The sequence below is a fragment of the Enemella evansiae genome (assembly GCF_004362375.1).
Lineage (GTDB): Bacteria > Actinomycetota > Actinomycetes > Propionibacteriales > Propionibacteriaceae > Enemella > Enemella evansiae.
Map to the genome: position 1 here is coordinate 1,347,253 of NZ_SNXA01000008.1, position 14,979 is coordinate 1,362,231.

Sequence of the window (14,979 nt, forward strand, 5' to 3'; positions counted from 1 at the left end):
TCGGCGCCGTTCATCAGTCCAGGGGTGGATTTCCCCACGTTCATCGAGTAGCCGCCATGCGCAGCGAAGCGGAGCAATGGCAGCGCTCCCCACGCTCATCGAGTAGCCGCCATGCGCAGCGATGCGGAGCAATGGCAGCGCTTGCCACGTTCATCGAGTAGCCGCCATGCGCAGCGAAGCGGAGCAATGGCAGCGCTCCCCACGTTCATCGAGTAGCCGCCATGCGCAGCGAAGCGGGAGCAATGGCGGCGCTCCCCACGTTCATCGATTAGCCGCCATGCGCAGCGAAGCGGAGCAATGGCGGCGTGTCGAGATGAACTCCCCGTCAGCCCGCAACCCCGGTGACCCGCTTGATCAAGGCGTCGAAGACCCGATCCGGCAGGAACCGGGCCAGGGTGATCATCGGCTTCGCACCGCGGCCGACCGCATACCGGGTCCGCGGCCGACGAGCGGTCGCCGCCTTCACCACCGCGGCCGCGACGACCTCTGCCTCCGAGCCGAACCGGTACCCCGGCTGGGAGGTGGCGTCCAGATTCCTGGCGGTCGCCTCGGCCGCTGCGGCGTACGGGCCACCGCCGGAGAACTCGCGCACCTTCGCCGCCGCGATCGTGCCCCACTCGGAGCGGATCGAACCGGGTTCGATGACCACTACGTCGATGCCGAACCGGTCGAGCTCGAGCCGCAGCGCGTCACTGAGGCCCTCCACCGCGTACTTGCTGGCGTGATACCAGGAGCCGAGCGGGGTGGCGAAGTGGCCGCCCATCGAACTGACGTTGATGATCGTCCCACTGCGCTGCGATCGCATCGCCGGCAGCACCAGTTGGATCAGCCGGGCCAGGCCGAGCACGTTGACATCGAGCTGGGCCTGCGCCTCGGTCAGCGGGACATCCTCGAGCGCACCGTAGGAGCCGTAACCGGCGTTGTTGACGAGCACGTCGATCCGGCCCTGTTCGGCGAGCACCGTGTCGATGGCGGCGCTCGAGGAGGCCTCGTCGGTCACGTCGAGGGCGATCGTGCGCACCCCGGCCCGGTTCAGCCCGGCCATCCGCTCGGTCCGCCGGGCCGCGGCGTACACGATGAAACCGGCCTGCTGCAGTTGCAGTGCCGCGATCTCGCCGATGCCGGAGGAGGCACCGGTGACGAGGGCGACCTTGGCGGTTGTGCTGGTGTCCATCTGCTGGGGTCCTCTGCTGTCGGGAACGGCCCGTCAGGTAACGAACCGATGGTTCCTAATTTAGAAGACCGCAGGTCTGTTTTCAAGAGACCGGGGGTCTGTAGACTGCCGGCATGACCACCTTCCAGCGCGCCCGCAGCGACGAGCAGCGGGGGATCCGGCGCCGGGCGATCCTCGAGACCGCCGCCTCGATGCTGGCCGAGATGCCGGTCTCCGAGGTCAGCCTGAACGAGCTGAGCCGCCGGGTCGGCCTGGCGAAATCCAATGTGCTGCGCTATTTCGAGTCCCGCGAGGCGGTCCTGCTGGAACTGCAGCTGAGCCTCGCCCGCGACTTCTTCGCCGAGACCGCCGAGCAGTTGTCGACCGCCGTCGACGCCGACGCCCCCGCCCCGGACCGGGTCGCCGGCATCGCCGCGGCGCTGGCTGCTGCCTTCGCCGCCCAGCCGATGCTGTGCGAGCTGATCAGCTCCCAGGCCGCGGTGCTGGAGCACAACGTGTCCACCGAGACCATCACCAGCTACAAGCTGGCCGGTTACCCGCTGCTGGTCGAGCTGGGCGCAGCGGTCCAGGCACTGCTGCCCGAGCTCAGTGACCAGGCTGTCGGTGAGGCGATCCGGACGATCCTGCTGCTGGTCGGCGCGCTGTGGACGCATTCCCATCCACCGCAGGCGGTCCAGGACGCCTACGCCGCCGACCCGCGGTTGACCTTCCTGCCCGAAGGTTTCACCGGGTCGCTGGAGCGGTCGATCCGGATCGTGCTGCGGGGACTGCTCGCCGGGGCCTGATCGCCGGGGGGCCAGGTTCGATGGTGCCGTCAACGATCACCGGCAGCAGTTCCTCGATGTACGCCCGCACCGGCGCCAGTCCCCCGACCAGTCGGACACCGATGCGCATGGCGTGCCGAACTTCACCCGCCATCACTTCCTCGGCGAAGGGTCGAAGCATTTCTTCGTGGATTGGGAATCCGGGTCGACGGCACCGTCGCGCTGCTGCGCGCCGATGCCGGCCGCGACCCCTATGACAAGACGCTTCGCGAGCTGATCGGCGAGCTGTCCACCGCGAGCCAGGAGTTCAGCGAGTTGGGCAGCATCGGACGCCGACATCCAACTGCCGCCGAGGGCCGATTCCCGCGGCACGAGGGAATGATCCTGCGACTGCTATTCACAGGTGCCGATTCGGGTCAATTCGCTGATGGAGAATGCGAATCACGTCGATCCACTGAGGACTCTCGACGTAGAAGATCTGATGGCTGCCGATCGCGTACCGTCGATAACCCGCCCGAATCTCGTCGCATGCGCGCCCCCGTCTCGGATCTTCTGCAGAACGCTCAATGGCCGCCCTGATCTCCGTCACGTAGGTCTCCGCCTGGTCGAGGCCCCAGCGCTCCTGCGTGTAGTCCCAGATTGAGGACAGGTCTCGCTGGGCAGCCGGCGTGAGCCGGTAGCGGCTCACGACTTCTTCGCAGCGATGAACGCGTCGAAGTCGAACTCCTCCGGCTCGCCACTGTCCTCACCAGCGACAAGGGCAGCGCGAAGCGCGGACATCTGAGCCTCCTGGTCCTCCAGCAGCCGCAGACCCGCGCGCACGACCTCACTGGCCGATCGATAACGGCCCGTTGCGACCTCGCGCGCGAGGAACTCCGTGAAGTGATCATCCAAGCTGATCGACGTGTTGGCACCCATGGAGCCATGTTACCAACTCTTGGTACTTACTTCTTCGCGTCACCGCGTCACATAGAACGCCACCGCGGAACTCGCGGCGACGTTCAGCGAGTCGACGCCGCCGGCCATCGGGATCCGCACCCGGGCATCCAGCTGGCGGTCCGTACCCGGGGTCATCCCGTGGCCCTCGGTACCGAACACCAGCGCCAACCGTTGGTGGTCCTGGGCAACCAACTCGTCGAGGGTGATCGCACCATCCCCCAGCGTCATCCCGGCGACCACGAAACCGGCGTCCTTGAGCAGCCCGATCCCCCGCGGCCAGGGATCGATCCGCGCCCACGGCACCTGGAAGACCGTGCCCATCGACACCTTGATCGACCGCCGGTACAGCGGATCGGCACACCGCGGCGTCACCAGCACCGCATCGACCCCGAGCGCCGCGGCGCTCCGAAAAACCGCGCCCACATTGGCGTGGTCGACCAGGTCTTCCAGCACGGCGATCCGCGACCGACCATCCGCGGCACGCCCCAACAGGTCCGGCACCGTCCACCGCGTCGCCCGGTGCAGCGACGCCAGCGCCCCACGATGCACATGAAAACCGGTCACCTGCTCGGCCAGCTCCTCGGTAACCAGATAGACCGGTACCTCCGGGTGGCGGTCGAGCACATCCGCCAACCCGGCCAGCCAGCGCTCGGCCAGCAGGAACGAGCGCGGCTGGTACCCGGCCTCCACGGCCCGCCGGATCACCTTCTCGCCCTCGGCGATGAACAACCCCTGTTCGCTCTCCAGGTGGCGCCGCAGCGAGGTCTCGCGGAGGCGTACATAGTCGGCGAGCCGGTCGTCGGCGGGGTCGGTGATCGGAATCAGCACCACGGGAGGTTACTTCACCAGCTGGTTGATGATGGCGATCACGCCGATCACCACGATGATCACCCGGTACGCCACCGCGGGCAGTCTGCGTCCCACCCGGGCGCCCAGCTGTCCGCCGATCACCGATCCGACGGCGAGCGCGCCGACGTAGGGCCAGGACACCGGTGCCACCAGGATGAACACGATCGCGGCGGTGAAGTTGATGATGCTCGCCAGCGCGTTCTTCAGCGCGTTCAGCCGCGGCCAGGACTCATCTGGCATCGCCAGCGACAGGATCGCCATGTGCAACAGGCCCTGCGCGGCGCCGAAATAGCCGCCATAGGTCGAGCTGAGCGCGATCGCCGGCAGCGGCCACCACGGTTTCCGGGACGACGGCGGCCGGCCCTCGGCGGCCAACCGCCCGGCGCGGGCGGCCATCTTCTGGGTCAGCCAGGGCTGCAGCACGACCAGGATGCAGCCGATAGCGATCAGGATCGGCACGATGGTGTCGAAGGCCGAGGACGGCAGCCAGAGCAGCAGCAACGCCCCGGCCAGCCCGCCGAGCAGCGCGAGCGGACCGAGCCGGATCAGCTCGTGCTTCAGCGCCTTCACCTCGGGCAGCATGCCGACGGTGCCGGAGATGCTGCCCGGCACCAGGCCGATGTTGTTGGTGGTGTTCGCCATCACCGGCGGCAGGCCGAGCGCCAGCAGGGTGGGGAAGGTGACCAGGCTGCCGGAGCCGACGACGGTGTTGATCATGCCCGCCCAGACGCCCGCGATGGCGGCCAGCAGCAGATCGACCCAGGTCATTGCCGCCGCCGGGCCGGCGCGGCGGGCCCGGCCGGCAGGCGGGACACCACCAGCACGCCGGTCAGCGCCGCGGCGGCACCGAATCCGGCCTGGTACCAGAACTGTGTCGGCGCCACCCAGGCGATCACCGCGGCCACCCCGGCACCCATCGCGCAGGCGGCGGCGTACCAGCGGCGCTCCAGCAGTTCCACCGCGAGACAGAGCAGCACCAGCGTCAGCCACCAGGACCAGGGATGGGCTCCCAGCCAGTCGGTGAGGTTCTTGTCCACGATCGCTCCGGTCAGCGGGCCCGGGCGGCCCACCGCCCATCGGTGTGGCTGATCGTCAGCGGCAGGTCGAAGGTGCTGCTCATCGACTCATCGGTGAGGGTCTCGGCGATCGGCCCGGCGGCGACGATCCGGCCCTGCTTGAGCAGCAGCGCGTGGGTCATCCCGGCGGGGATCTCCTCGACGTGATGGGTGACCAGCACACTCGCCGGGGCGTACTCATCGGTGGCCAGCTCACCCAGGGTCCGAACCAGGGATTCGCGGCCGGCGACATCGAGGCCGGCCGCGGGCTCGTCGAGCAGCAACAATTCCGGGTCGGTCATCAGCGCCCGGGCGATCTGCACCCGCTTGCGCTCCCCCTCCGACAAGGTGCCGAAGGTCCGGTCGGCGAGCTGATCGACCCGCAGCTGTTCCATCAGTTCGGCGGCGCGGGCGTGGTCCATCTCGTCGTACTCCTCGCGCCACCGTCCCATCACCGCATAGCTGGCCGAGACGACCACATCGCGAACCGCCTCGCCGCGCGGGATCCGGTCGGCGAGCGCGGCAGAGGTGACACCGATCCGCGGCCGGAGCTCGAACACATCGACCGCGCCGAGCACCTCACCGAGCAGGCCGACCACGCCGGTGGTCGGATGCAGCTGGGCCGCGAGCACCTGCAGCAGGGTGGTCTTGCCGGCGCCGTTCGGGCCGATCACCACCCACCGGTCGGTCTCGTCGATCTGCCAATCGATATCGGTGAGCAGGGTGGCGCCACCCCGGACGATGCTGACATCGGCAAGTTCAACGACAGGGGCCATGCGGGCAAACCTATCAACGCCGGCCACGTATCTTTGTCGGGATGGACACCCTTGCCGCGGTACGCCTGACCGCTCACCTGAACGCCCTGCGGCACACCCCGCTGAGCGCGGAGGTGGCGGCGCGCGCCGTGGTGGACGATGACGCGGCCCATCACGTCACCGACCCCGAGGGCCTGCTCGGGCTGGATCCCTTCCGGGCCAGCGAGCTGGACGAGGCGCTGCGGGCGGCGCTGCTGCTGGTGGACGCCGACTGGGTGCTGGTGCTGCCGCGGCCCGGAGCCACCGGCGCGCTGACCGGCCCGCCCGCGCTGAACGCGGCCGCAATCGAGGCCGGTGCGGTGGTGCTCTCGGCAACCGGTTCACATGCCTGGCTGCCCTATCGGGTCGGCCCGGCGATCCAGTGGCGGATCGCCGCGGCCCGCCCGCCGCGACTCACGCTGACCGCGGCGGAGGCCGACCGGGCGCTGCGGGAGGTGGTGCTCGGCGCCGGCCGGGAGCTGGAGGAACTGGAGCTCGCACCCAGCGAACGCCCGGAGGTGACCGGGTTGAGTCTGCCCGCCGGCTATGGCTCGCGGTCGCAGCAGGCGGCCGCCCGGGCCTGGTTGCTGGTGCAGGCCACCGAGGCTGCCCTGGACGACGACGGCGGGGTGCTGCACTCCCATGCCGTGCAGGCGCGGGCCCGGACCCTGACCGAGGTGCGCCGGGCCGCGATCGATTCGCTGTGTGCGGCGGTGAGCTGGACCGGCCGCTGAGGCGCCGGCCGGCCGAACAGGGCGTCAGCCCTTGACGCCGACCTCGGTCGCTCCGTGCGCCTCGACGTCGAGAACGCTGTCGAGCAGTCCCGGAAACCGATCGGTGAGCTCGTCGGCGCGCAGGCGGAGGAAGCAACGCGTGCCCTCCATCCGAGTGCGAGTGACACCGGCGGAGCGCAGCACCTTCAGGTGATGACTGAGCGTGGAGTTGGAGACCGGTGCGTCCAGCTCCCCCCACTGCCGCTCGGCACCGTCGGCGAGCAACCGCACGATGCCCATCCGCAGGGGGTCCGACAGCGCCGACAACACGGTGATCAGCGGAACCTCGGCGAGATCCGGGTGCTCAGCGTTGGCCATGACCCCATCTTTCCACTAACGTCCTTATTCGATGTTCGACGAACAACGAACAAAGGATTCGAAATCATGCGCCACCCCACCTGGACCCTCGGCCTGTTCCTGGCCACCCTCGCCCTCGGCACCGATGAGTACGTGATCGCCGGCGTGCTGCCACAGATCAGCACCGACCTCGGCGTACCGGTCGGCGCCACCGGCCAACTCGTCACCGCCTTCGCCCTGGCGTTCGCCCTCGGGGCGCCCGTCCTGGGCGTTCTTTTCGACCCACTGCCTCGCCGCCGCGTCCTGTTCGGCGGGCTCGCCGTCTTCGTGCTCGCCAATGCACTGGCCGCGGTCGCACCGGGTTACGGAACGCTGATGGCGTTGCGGATACTGGCCGGTCTCGCAGCCGCCGTCGTCTCCTCGACCGCGTTCGCGGCGGCGGCCCAGGGCGCACCCGAGGGCCAGGCGGGTCGTTATCTGTCGATGGTCACGGCGGGACTGACCACCGCACTCTTCACCGGGGTACCGGCCGGGGCCTGGGCCGGTGGTCACTGGGGCTGGCGCGCGACCTTCGTGCTGGTGGCGATCGTTGGCGCAGCGGCGGGATGCCTGCTGGCGCTCACCATGCCGCGGCTGCCGGGGTCGCCTCGGCTGGGGCTGGCGGCGCGACTCGCGCCGCTGCGCCGCCCTGCGGTGGTACGCCTGGTGCTGGCGGTATTCCTCTGCGGTGCGGGCGGGCTGATGTTCTACACCTATCTGGCACCGCTGCTGCTGCGCGCCGGGGCAGACGAGTCCGCGATTCCCTGGGTGCTCCTCGAGGTCGGCCTGGTCGGGGTACCGTCGGCGTTCTTCGGCGGCTGGCTGGCCGACCGATTCGGCGGCCGCTCAGCACGACTCGCAGTGATCGGCGGGCACGCCGTGGTCCTGGCCGGAATCGCTGTCCTGGTTGGGATCGCGAGCCCGCTGCCGGCCCTGCTCGTCGGGATCGGACTCTGGTCGGTGTTCGCCTGGGCGCTGAATCCACCCCTGCAGGCCAGCACGATGGAAGCCGCCCCGGACGCGCCGATGACCGCGGTCTCGTTGAACATCAGCGGCCTCTATCTCGGCACCGCCGCGGCCGCCGCCCTCGGCGGTCTGCTCGCCGACGGACCGGGGGTCGGCTGGATCCCAGCAGCAGCCGCGGGCCTGCTCCTGCTGGCCTTCCTCAGCGCGAGCTTCCGTCCCGCACGGATGCATGCTGTGCGGCGGTGAGCTGGACCGGTCCTGAGATCTCGGCCGACCGAACAGCTGATCTGCACACTCGACCCGGATGCTCTGCGCGCGGTGGTCGCCGTCGCCTCCTTCGGCGGGGTCCGCCGCGCCGCCCAGGCCCTCGGCCTGTCCCAGCCGGCCGTCGCCGGTCAGTTGCGGCGCCTCGAACAGGAGCTGGGATTTCCGATCGTTGCCAGACAGCGGATCGGCGCACCGGTCACGCGACGGCTCGCCGCCGCCCTGGCCGCGGCCTGAGGCTCAGGCACCCATCGCGTGCAGGCCGCCGTCGACGTGCACGATCTCCCCGGTGGTGGCCGGGAACCAGTCGCTGAGCAGGGCGACCACGGCGCGGGCGGTCGGCTCGTTGCTCTTGGGATCCCAGCCGAGCGGGGCCCGCTCACCCCAGATGTCGTTGAACTCGTTCGCCCCCGGGATCGCCTTCTTGGCAAGGGTTTCCAGCGGCCCGGCCGCGACCAGGTTGGAGCGTACGCCCTCCGCCCCCAGGTAGCGGGCGAGGTAGCGGTTGGTGGATTCCAGCGCGGCCTTGGCCACCCCCATCCAGTCGTACGCCGGCCAGGAGACGGTGGCGTCGAAGGTCAACCCGACCACCGAGGCCTGCTCGCCGTAGAGAGGCTTGCAGGCCATCGCGAGCGACATCAGCGAGTACGCCGACACCTCGACCGCGGCGGCGACGTCGGCGGCCGGGGTGCTCAGGAACTTGCCCCCCAGGGCGGTCTCCGGGTTGGCGAAGGCGATCGAGTGCACCACACCGTCGAGCCGCTCGAATCCCTCTGCGCGCAGGGATCCCGGCAGCCGCTTCAGGTGCTCCTCGTCGGTGACGTCGAGCTCGAGCAGCGCCGGTACCGGGTCGAGCTTCTGGATCACCCGACGGGTCAGGCTCATCGCCCTGCCGAAGTTGGAGACCGCGACCGTCGCCCCCTCGGCCTGCGCGATCCGTGCGACCTCGTAACCGATCGAGGTGTTGTGGGTGACGCCCGCCACCAGAATGTTCTTGCCCTCGAGAATTCCCATGTCTGCTTGCCTTTCTGCCGATCCGCCGGTGGTCCTCAGTGCCCCATGCCGAGGCCGCCGTCGACGGGGATCACCGCACCGGTGATGTAACCCGCGGAGTCGGAGGCCAGGAACTCGATGGTGGCGGCGATGTCGTCGACCTGGCCGAGCCGACCGAGCGGGATCTGCTGCTGGTAGGCCTTGACCTGGTCCTCGGACAGCGCCGCGGTCATGTCGGTCTCGATGAAGCCGGGGGCGATCACATTCGCGGTGATGTTGCGGGAGCCGAGCTCGCGGGCGATCGAGCGGGCCATCCCGACCAGCCCGGCCTTGGAGGCGGCGTAGTTGACCTGGCCCGCGGAGCCGAGCAGTCCGACCACCGAGGAGATGAAGATGATCCGGCCGAACCGGTTCCGGGTCATCGGCCGCGCCGCCCGCCGCGCGACCCGGAAGCTGCCGCCGAGGTTGGTGTCGATGACCTTGTCCCAGTCCTCGTCCTTGATGCGCATCATCAGGTTGTCGGCGGTCACCCCGGCGTTCGCGACCAGCACCTCGACGGGCCCGTTGGTCTCCTCGACCTGCTTGAACGCCGCCTCGACCTGCTCGGGGTCGGTGACATCGCACTGCACACCGAGCACCCCGTCGGGGACCTCACCGCTGCGATAGGTGGCGGCGACCTTGTGGCCGGCAGCCGCCAGTCGTTCGGCGATCGCCCGGCCGATGCCCTTGTTGCCGCCGGTCACCAGCACCGAACGCGAAGGCGCCTGGGGGCGTACGGATTCCGAGGCGGATTCTGGCTGCGCAGTCATGCGCCCAACCCTGCCACAGATCGGAATGCGCGCGGCGGAAGGCCCCAGCGTATGCTGGCGCGATGGCAACTGCAGGAGCCGGCAACGGCGCGACGCGAGTGGGCCCGCACGGCGGTCGGTCCCGGGGCGCCCAGGCGGTGATCACCAGCGTGCGTCCGGGCCGGTCCTCGGATCTGTCGGCCCGGGAGCGTCGCTACCTGCTCACCATGGGAATCCGCGTCGCCTGCTTCATCGGGATGATCTTCATCGGCGGTGTGGGGCGCTGGGTGCTGCTGGTCGGGGCGGCGTTCCTGCCCGCGATCGCGGTGATGCTGGCCAACGTCATCGACAAGCGCGGTGAGGGCAGTCGCGCAGCCCCGCTGCCGGACACCGATCGTCCCGCGCTGCCCGAACGCTCCACCGAGGTCGTACCGGGCGAAGTGGTGGACGACGACCGCTGACCCTTCGACTCGTCGCTGCGCTCCTCGCTCAGGGAACGTGCCGGGGGTCATTCGTCGCGGCGCAGCAGTTCCGGCGGAAACTCCTCGGGGACCTCGCCACGCTTCTCGGCCCGCTCGGCCAGCCACTGCGTGCGGTTGGCGACCATCACCTTCGGCGCGACCAGGTCGACCTCGGCCCGGGTACGGGCCTGCGGATAGTGCCGCAGCGCGAACTCCCGCATCGCCGGCATGGTCAGCTCGACGGTGCCGTACGCCGGGTCGAAGATCTCACCGCGGGTCATCAGCGCCTCACGGAAGGAGCTCACCTCCCCCACCCGACGCCCCAGCACCGCGGCCACCTCACCGGAACCGGCGCGCCCCTCGCAGACCGCGAGTGCGGTGAGGTATTCCCGCTGCCGGTCGCTGAGCCGATTCCAGCGCGGCGCCAGGTACTGCTCGGCGATGAACAGTTCCGCGTCCCCGGTGGCGTCGGCGACATCGGTACCGGTGACCGGTGCGGTGCCGGCGCCGCGCTGCCAGGCCAGGTCGGCGTACGCCTGCAGATGCGCGGGATAGCGCATCGTCCGTTTCAGCACGAGCTCCACCGCCTCGGGTTCCCAGCCGGACCCGATCCGCAGTGCGGGTTTGATCAGCGCGTCCCGCGCGGCGTCCGCGTCGAGATGCGCCGGCAGGTGGTGGAAGCGGAAGAGCCGTTCGGGATTGGTGATCAGCGGATGGTCCGCATCCGGGCCGACCATCCGGTCCCGCAGGTTCGGCAGCCCGGCGCCGACGAACAGGATCGGCGCCTGATCGAGATGCTGATTGAGGTGGTTGAGTACGCCGCCGAGGGTGCGCAGGTCGTCGGGCCGCGACATCTGCAGTTCGTCGACCATCAGCACCAGGCCACCACCGGCGTGGTCACGCAGTGCGGTCGCCAGGTCGGCCAGCACCTCGGCGACGGCCGCCGGGTGCACCTGATCCGGATCGGGCGGCGTACGCCCGGCGAAGTCGACCTGGGCCTTGATCCCGACCGGCCCCTGGGCGGAGACCGCGGTGATCCGGCCGAGTGCCTTGGCGGCCCGACCCCAGGCCCCGATCCCCTTCTCCGCGCGGGTGCTGGCGCTCACCTGGATCGCCCGGACCAGCGCCGAGGACTGGTCGCCCTGCAGTGCCAGCACCTCGAAGTGGTGGGCGCGCGCGTCGTCGGCCATCCGGCGCAGCAGCACCGACTTGCCGACCCCGCGCAGCCCGGTCCAGACGCGGTCCCCGCCGGCGAACCTCCCGACCACCCGGGCATCGTTGAGGGCGAGCCGCCAGCCGCGCAGCTCGTCATCGCGGCCGGCCAGTTCGGGCGGCATCAGCCCCGCCCCGGAGCGATACAGCTGGGTTCGCATCACACCACCAATCGCCTTATAACTCTGCCCAAGTTATAACTCATTCGGTGGGGTTGTCACCCATCTCGATAGCGTGCCGCCATGACCACCCCGCGGACCGACTGCCTGGAATCGGTGATCCTGCCGGTACGCCCCGGACGGGAGACCGAGTTCGAGCGGGCGTTCGCCGAGGCGGTGCCGATCATCGAACGCCAGCGGGGTTTCCGGACGCTGCGCCTGTCGCGCTGCGTCGAGCGGCCGAACGAGTATCTGCTGCAGGTCGAGTGGGATCGGCTCACCGATCACACGGTCGGCTTCCGGGAGTCCGCGGACTACCAGCTCTGGCGCGCGGCACTGCACCACTTCTACGATCCGGTGCCCGCCGTCGACCACTTCACCGAACTCATCCGCCGATAGCGCTCATCGGGCGATCCGGCTGCAGGAAGCTCGGATCGTCGATGCCATGGCCGGGCAGCTTGCCGAGCACCGCGATCCGCCAGCGCTCGGCGATCTCGGCGTCCTCGGCTCCGGAGCGCAGCGCGGCCCGCAGATCGGATTCGGTGCGGGCGAACAGGCAGTTGCGGATCTGCCCGTCGGCGGTCAACCGGACCCGGTCGCAGTTGCCGCAGAAGGGCCGGGTGACCGCAGCGATGAAGCCGACCTGATGCGGCGTACCGACGACGCGGAACAACTCCGCCGGGGCCGAACCGCGCGCCGCCGCGACCTCCGCGTCCTCGGCCAGCTCGAAGCGCTCGGCGACCAGTTCCATCGCCTCGGCCGCGGTGACCATCTCGCTGCGATCCCAACCATGCTGGGCATCCAGCGGCATCTGCTCGATGAATCGGAGCTGCACGCCCTCCTTCATCGCCCAGGCGACCAGGTCCGCCGCCTCGGTGTGATTCACCCCACGCATCAGCACGGTGTTGATCTTCACCGGGTCCAGCCCGACCAGCCGTGCGGCGGCGACCCCGGCCAGCACGTCGCCGAGCCGGTTGCGCCGACTGAGCTGGCGGAACACCTCCGGCTGCAGGGTGTCCAGGGAGATGTTCACCCGGTTCAGTCCCGCGGCGGCCAGCCCCTCCGCACGGCGGGCCAGGCCGATGCCGTTGCTGGTCAGGGCGATCCCGGGGCGCGGTTCGAGGGCCGCGATGCCGGCGACCAGATCCTCCAGGTCGGGGCGCAGCAGCGGCTCACCTCCGGTCAGCCGCACGGTGGTGATGCCGAGCCGCTCGACGCCGATCCGGATCAATCGCAGCAGTTCGTCGTTGCTCAGGATCTCGTCCTTGGGCAACCAGGGCAGGCCTTCGGCGGGCATGCAGTAGGTGCAACGCAGGTTGCACCGGTCGGTCAACGAGACCCGCAGGTCGGTCGCGACTCGACCGTGGCGATCCGCCAGCGGCAACAGGGTGCGTTCAGCCATGGGTCGATTCTACGGGCGGGCACCTCGGGGCCTCGGCGGCGGGGCCGCCGACGGCCCGCCGGATGGCCCATGTCATGATCGCTGGGACCTTGAACGGCGCGACCACGGCGCCGAACCGGCGAGAAGACAGCGGAGGAGAGCGATGGGCGAGGACTCCGTCGGCCTGCAGGAATGGTTGGACGCGCTCAGCGACCAGTTGGACAACGGCTACCGGATCGATGAGGAGTCGATGCACATCCTGCTCGATCTGGCCCGCGACGCGGCGCACGAGATCACCCGGCCCGCCGCTCCACTGACCGCCTTCCTGGTCGGCGTCTCCGTCGGCCGCGGGGAGAGCCTGGGCGCCGCCGCCGCGAAGGCCACCGAGTTGGCCCAGTCGATGGGTGAACCGGGCGACGACTGAGTACGCCGCAGTGCCAGCGAGTAGGGTGGCCGGGTGAAGAGGTTGTGGCTGCGGTGGGTCGCCCTGCTGCTGTTCGCCACCGTGATGGCGGTGACCTTCGTCAATCTCGGTGAGTGGCAGTTGCGTCGGCTCGAGGAACGACGCGAACAGAACCGCATCGTGGTCACCAACGATGCCGCCCCGGTCCGGGATTTCGAGCAGGTCTTCACCAAGCGGATCACCGACGCCGACCAGTGGCAGCGGGTCCGCGTCCGTGGCACCTTCGACACCTCGCAGCAGTTCCAGGTGCGCTATCGGGCCAACAATTCCGAGCCCGGGTACGAGATCGTGACCCCCCTGCGCACCGAGAGCGGTCAGGTGCTGCTGGTCGACCGCGGCTTCATCCCGGTGCCCCGGGGGCAACGGATCCCCGACACCCTCCCGCCCGCGCCGACGGGTCCGGTCGAGGTGGTCGGCCACGTCCGTCGCGACGAGCAGGGCAAGTCCACCGCGATCGATCCGGTGAACAACCAGGTCCGGTTGATCAACTCCGGCGCGATCGCCAAGGCGCTCCCCTATCCGGTGGTGAACGGATACCTGTCGGCGATCACCGTGCAACCCGAACAGACCGGCGGCCTGCAGCCGCTGTCGCTGCCCGACCTCGGCGAGGGCCCGCACCTGTCCTATGCGATCCAGTGGTTCCTGTTCACCGTGATCGGTGTCGTCGGCCTGGTCGTGCTGATCCGCGGTGACATCCGGGACCGCCGCAAGCTGCGCGCCGCGCGGGAGCGGGCCGCCGCCGACCCGGACCCCGATACCGATCCGCGACCGGATGAGGACCCGGATTCGCTACGCCAGCAGGAGAACGCCAGCAGCCGCTGACCCCCGAAAGGACGATCGAACCCATGGACCTCGGACTCACCGACCGCGTCTTCGTGGTCACCGCCGCCAGCTCCGGCCTCGGCTTCGCCACCGCCGAACAACTCGTCGCCGAGGGTGCCCGCGTGGTGCTGGTGGCGCGCCGCGAGGAGCTGTTGGCCGAGCGCCGGGCGCAGCTCGGTGAGGATCGGGCGGTCACGCTGACCGCTGACCTGGCCGAGCCCGGGGTCCCGGAGCAGGCCTGCCGGTTGGCCCTGGACACCTTCGGCCGGCTCGACGGTGCGATGATCTCGGTCGGTGGTCCGCCGGGTGGGAAATCGTTGGAGAACAGCGACGACCAGTGGCGGGCCGCGTTCGAGTCGGTCTTCCTGGCCGCGATCCGCACCATCGATGCGGTGGTCGAGCTCGGTACCGCCGATGACCTCGCGATCGGCCTGGTGCTGTCCACCTCGGTGAAGGTCTGGCTGCCGGGATTGACGATCTCGAACGGGTTGCGGCCCGGTCTGGCGAATCTGGTCAGCCAGTACGCCGCCGAGCTCGGCCCGCGCGGTGTGCGGCTCTTCGGGTTGATGCCGGGGTCGATCGCCACCGAACGGTTGCAATGGTCGATGGAGCAGGCAGACGATCCGGACCGGCAGCGGCAGCAGACCGCGGCCCGGATCCCGCTGGGCCGGATCGGCGACCCTGCCGAGTTCGGCCGGGTCGCGTGTTTCCTGCTCTCCCCCGCCGCCGGATACGTCAGCGGGACGACGATCCCCGTCGACGGCGGCGTCCTGGCAACCCCCTGACC

The 14,979-nt window shown here is 69.9% G+C and carries 21 protein-coding genes and 1 pseudogene; 10 read left to right on the forward strand and 12 right to left on the reverse strand.

From position 1 onward, the window contains the following. Nucleotides 1–325: 325 nt before the first annotated feature. The gene (locus C8D81_RS06980; protein ID WP_094432906.1) at nucleotides 326–1,174 is read right to left on the reverse strand and encodes an oxidoreductase; all 849 of its coding nucleotides are present in this window, start codon (nucleotides 1,172–1,174) and stop codon (nucleotides 326–328) included. 113 nt (nucleotides 1,175–1,287) lie between these two features. Here C8D81_RS06980 and C8D81_RS06985 point away from each other — a divergent pair, with 113 nt between their 5' ends. Together C8D81_RS06985 and C8D81_RS21210 are read left to right on the forward strand one after the other, a co-directional pair. Beyond that, on the forward strand, nucleotides 1,288–1,959 hold the full coding sequence (locus tag C8D81_RS06985; protein WP_094432908.1) for a TetR/AcrR family transcriptional regulator: 672 nt from the start codon (nucleotides 1,288–1,290) through the stop codon (nucleotides 1,957–1,959). Nucleotides 1,960–2,130: 171 nt separating this feature from the next. Further along, nucleotides 2,131–2,208: pseudogene (locus tag C8D81_RS21210) on the forward strand (hypothetical protein); the annotation flags it as partial. A 127-nt stretch (nucleotides 2,209–2,335) separates the two neighbouring features. Here the strand turns inward: C8D81_RS21210 and C8D81_RS06995 are convergent. The 6 genes from C8D81_RS06995 to C8D81_RS07020 are packed head-to-tail and all read right to left on the reverse strand — an operon-like array spanning nucleotide 2,336 to nucleotide 5,557. After that, nucleotides 2,336–2,626, reverse strand: a complete 291-nt coding sequence (locus C8D81_RS06995; protein ID WP_094432912.1) for a type II toxin-antitoxin system RelE/ParE family toxin — start codon at nucleotides 2,624–2,626, stop codon at nucleotides 2,336–2,338. After that, complete coding sequence (locus C8D81_RS07000; RefSeq protein WP_094403785.1) at nucleotides 2,623–2,856, reverse strand: type II toxin-antitoxin system ParD family antitoxin; 234 nt, start codon at nucleotides 2,854–2,856, stop codon at nucleotides 2,623–2,625. The genes C8D81_RS06995 and C8D81_RS07000 overlap by 4 nt, the downstream gene beginning before the upstream one ends. Nucleotides 2,857–2,895: 39 nt before the next feature. Continuing rightward, nucleotides 2,896–3,702 (reverse strand): TrmH family RNA methyltransferase, encoded by an 807-nt coding sequence (locus C8D81_RS07005; protein ID WP_229119113.1) that lies wholly within the window; start codon nucleotides 3,700–3,702, stop codon nucleotides 2,896–2,898. 12 nt (nucleotides 3,703–3,714) lie between these two features. Beyond that, entirely contained in the window at nucleotides 3,715–4,494 is a 780-nt protein-coding gene (locus C8D81_RS07010) for a sulfite exporter TauE/SafE family protein (protein WP_094360791.1), read from the reverse strand. Continuing rightward, complete coding sequence (locus C8D81_RS07015; RefSeq protein WP_133625773.1) at nucleotides 4,491–4,763, reverse strand: hypothetical protein; 273 nt, start codon at nucleotides 4,761–4,763, stop codon at nucleotides 4,491–4,493. Before C8D81_RS07015 ends, C8D81_RS07010 begins: the two co-directional genes overlap by 4 nt. An 11-nt stretch (nucleotides 4,764–4,774) precedes the next feature. Further along, nucleotides 4,775–5,557 (reverse strand): ABC transporter ATP-binding protein, encoded by a 783-nt coding sequence (locus C8D81_RS07020; protein WP_094405331.1) that lies wholly within the window; start codon nucleotides 5,555–5,557, stop codon nucleotides 4,775–4,777. A gap of 41 nt (nucleotides 5,558–5,598) precedes the next feature. On the opposite strand from C8D81_RS07020, the gene C8D81_RS07025 reads away from it, so the two are divergent. After that, nucleotides 5,599–6,309 carry a hypothetical protein gene (locus C8D81_RS07025; protein WP_094360798.1) on the forward strand — a complete coding sequence of 237 codons (711 nt, stop codon included), beginning with the start codon at nucleotides 5,599–5,601 and terminating at the stop codon, nucleotides 6,307–6,309. A gap of 24 nt (nucleotides 6,310–6,333) precedes the next feature. Here the strand turns inward: C8D81_RS07025 and C8D81_RS07030 are convergent, their stop codons facing one another. After that, complete coding sequence (locus C8D81_RS07030; RefSeq protein WP_094432918.1) at nucleotides 6,334–6,666, reverse strand: ArsR/SmtB family transcription factor; 333 nt, start codon at nucleotides 6,664–6,666, stop codon at nucleotides 6,334–6,336. Between the two features lie 66 nt (nucleotides 6,667–6,732). Here C8D81_RS07030 and C8D81_RS07035 point away from each other — a divergent pair, with 66 nt between their 5' ends. Together C8D81_RS07035 and C8D81_RS07040 are read left to right on the forward strand one after the other, a co-directional pair. Then, nucleotides 6,733–7,896 carry an MFS transporter gene (locus C8D81_RS07035; RefSeq protein WP_094432920.1) on the forward strand — a complete coding sequence of 388 codons (1,164 nt, stop codon included), beginning with the start codon at nucleotides 6,733–6,735 and terminating at the stop codon, nucleotides 7,894–7,896. Nucleotides 7,897–7,959: 63 nt separating this feature from the next. Continuing rightward, nucleotides 7,960–8,151: a helix-turn-helix domain-containing protein gene (locus C8D81_RS07040; RefSeq protein WP_267489594.1), complete on the forward strand. Its 192-nt coding sequence runs from the start codon at nucleotides 7,960–7,962 to the stop codon at nucleotides 8,149–8,151. Between the two features lie 3 nt (nucleotides 8,152–8,154). On the opposite strand, the gene fabI is transcribed toward C8D81_RS07040, so the two are convergent. Together fabI and fabG are read right to left on the reverse strand one after the other, a co-directional pair. Beyond that, on the reverse strand, nucleotides 8,155–8,928 hold the full coding sequence (gene fabI, locus C8D81_RS07045) for an enoyl-ACP reductase FabI (RefSeq protein ID WP_094432925.1): 774 nt from the start codon (nucleotides 8,926–8,928) through the stop codon (nucleotides 8,155–8,157). A 35-nt stretch (nucleotides 8,929–8,963) separates the two neighbouring features. Continuing rightward, nucleotides 8,964–9,716, reverse strand: a complete 753-nt coding sequence (fabG, locus tag C8D81_RS07050; protein ID WP_094360810.1) for a 3-oxoacyl-[acyl-carrier-protein] reductase — start codon at nucleotides 9,714–9,716, stop codon at nucleotides 8,964–8,966. A gap of 62 nt (nucleotides 9,717–9,778) precedes the next feature. On the opposite strand from fabG, the gene C8D81_RS07055 reads away from it, so the two are divergent. After that, complete coding sequence (locus C8D81_RS07055) at nucleotides 9,779–10,156, forward strand: DUF3099 domain-containing protein (protein WP_094432927.1); 378 nt, start codon at nucleotides 9,779–9,781, stop codon at nucleotides 10,154–10,156. Nucleotides 10,157–10,203: 47 nt separating this feature from the next. Here the strand turns inward: C8D81_RS07055 and C8D81_RS07060 are convergent, their stop codons facing one another. Beyond that, the gene (locus C8D81_RS07060; protein ID WP_094360814.1) at nucleotides 10,204–11,529 is read right to left on the reverse strand and encodes an ATP-binding protein; all 1,326 of its coding nucleotides are present in this window, start codon (nucleotides 11,527–11,529) and stop codon (nucleotides 10,204–10,206) included. Nucleotides 11,530–11,610: 81 nt separating this feature from the next. On the opposite strand from C8D81_RS07060, the gene C8D81_RS07065 reads away from it, so the two are divergent. Next, complete coding sequence (locus C8D81_RS07065) at nucleotides 11,611–11,925, forward strand: antibiotic biosynthesis monooxygenase family protein (protein ID WP_094432930.1); 315 nt, start codon at nucleotides 11,611–11,613, stop codon at nucleotides 11,923–11,925. Here C8D81_RS07065 and moaA read toward each other — a convergent pair. Next, entirely contained in the window at nucleotides 11,912–12,928 is a 1,017-nt protein-coding gene (gene moaA / locus C8D81_RS07070; protein ID WP_094360818.1) for a GTP 3',8-cyclase MoaA, read from the reverse strand. The two genes, C8D81_RS07065 and moaA, sit on opposite strands and share 14 nt — an antisense overlap. Before the next feature lie 142 nt (nucleotides 12,929–13,070). On the opposite strand from moaA, the gene C8D81_RS21215 reads away from it, so the two are divergent. From C8D81_RS21215 to C8D81_RS07085, 3 genes are read left to right on the forward strand one after another with little or no spacing between them, the layout of a single operon-like run. Continuing rightward, a complete protein-coding gene (locus C8D81_RS21215; RefSeq protein WP_094360820.1) occupies nucleotides 13,071–13,331 on the forward strand; it encodes a DUF6457 domain-containing protein in 261 nt (86 codons plus the stop codon). A gap of 33 nt (nucleotides 13,332–13,364) precedes the next feature. Next, nucleotides 13,365–14,192 (forward strand): SURF1 family cytochrome oxidase biogenesis protein, encoded by an 828-nt coding sequence (locus C8D81_RS07080; RefSeq protein WP_094432933.1) that lies wholly within the window; start codon nucleotides 13,365–13,367, stop codon nucleotides 14,190–14,192. A 23-nt stretch (nucleotides 14,193–14,215) separates the two neighbouring features. Further along, nucleotides 14,216–14,977, forward strand: a complete 762-nt coding sequence (locus C8D81_RS07085) for an SDR family oxidoreductase (RefSeq protein WP_094403794.1) — start codon at nucleotides 14,216–14,218, stop codon at nucleotides 14,975–14,977. Nucleotides 14,978–14,979: the final 2 nt, after the last annotated feature.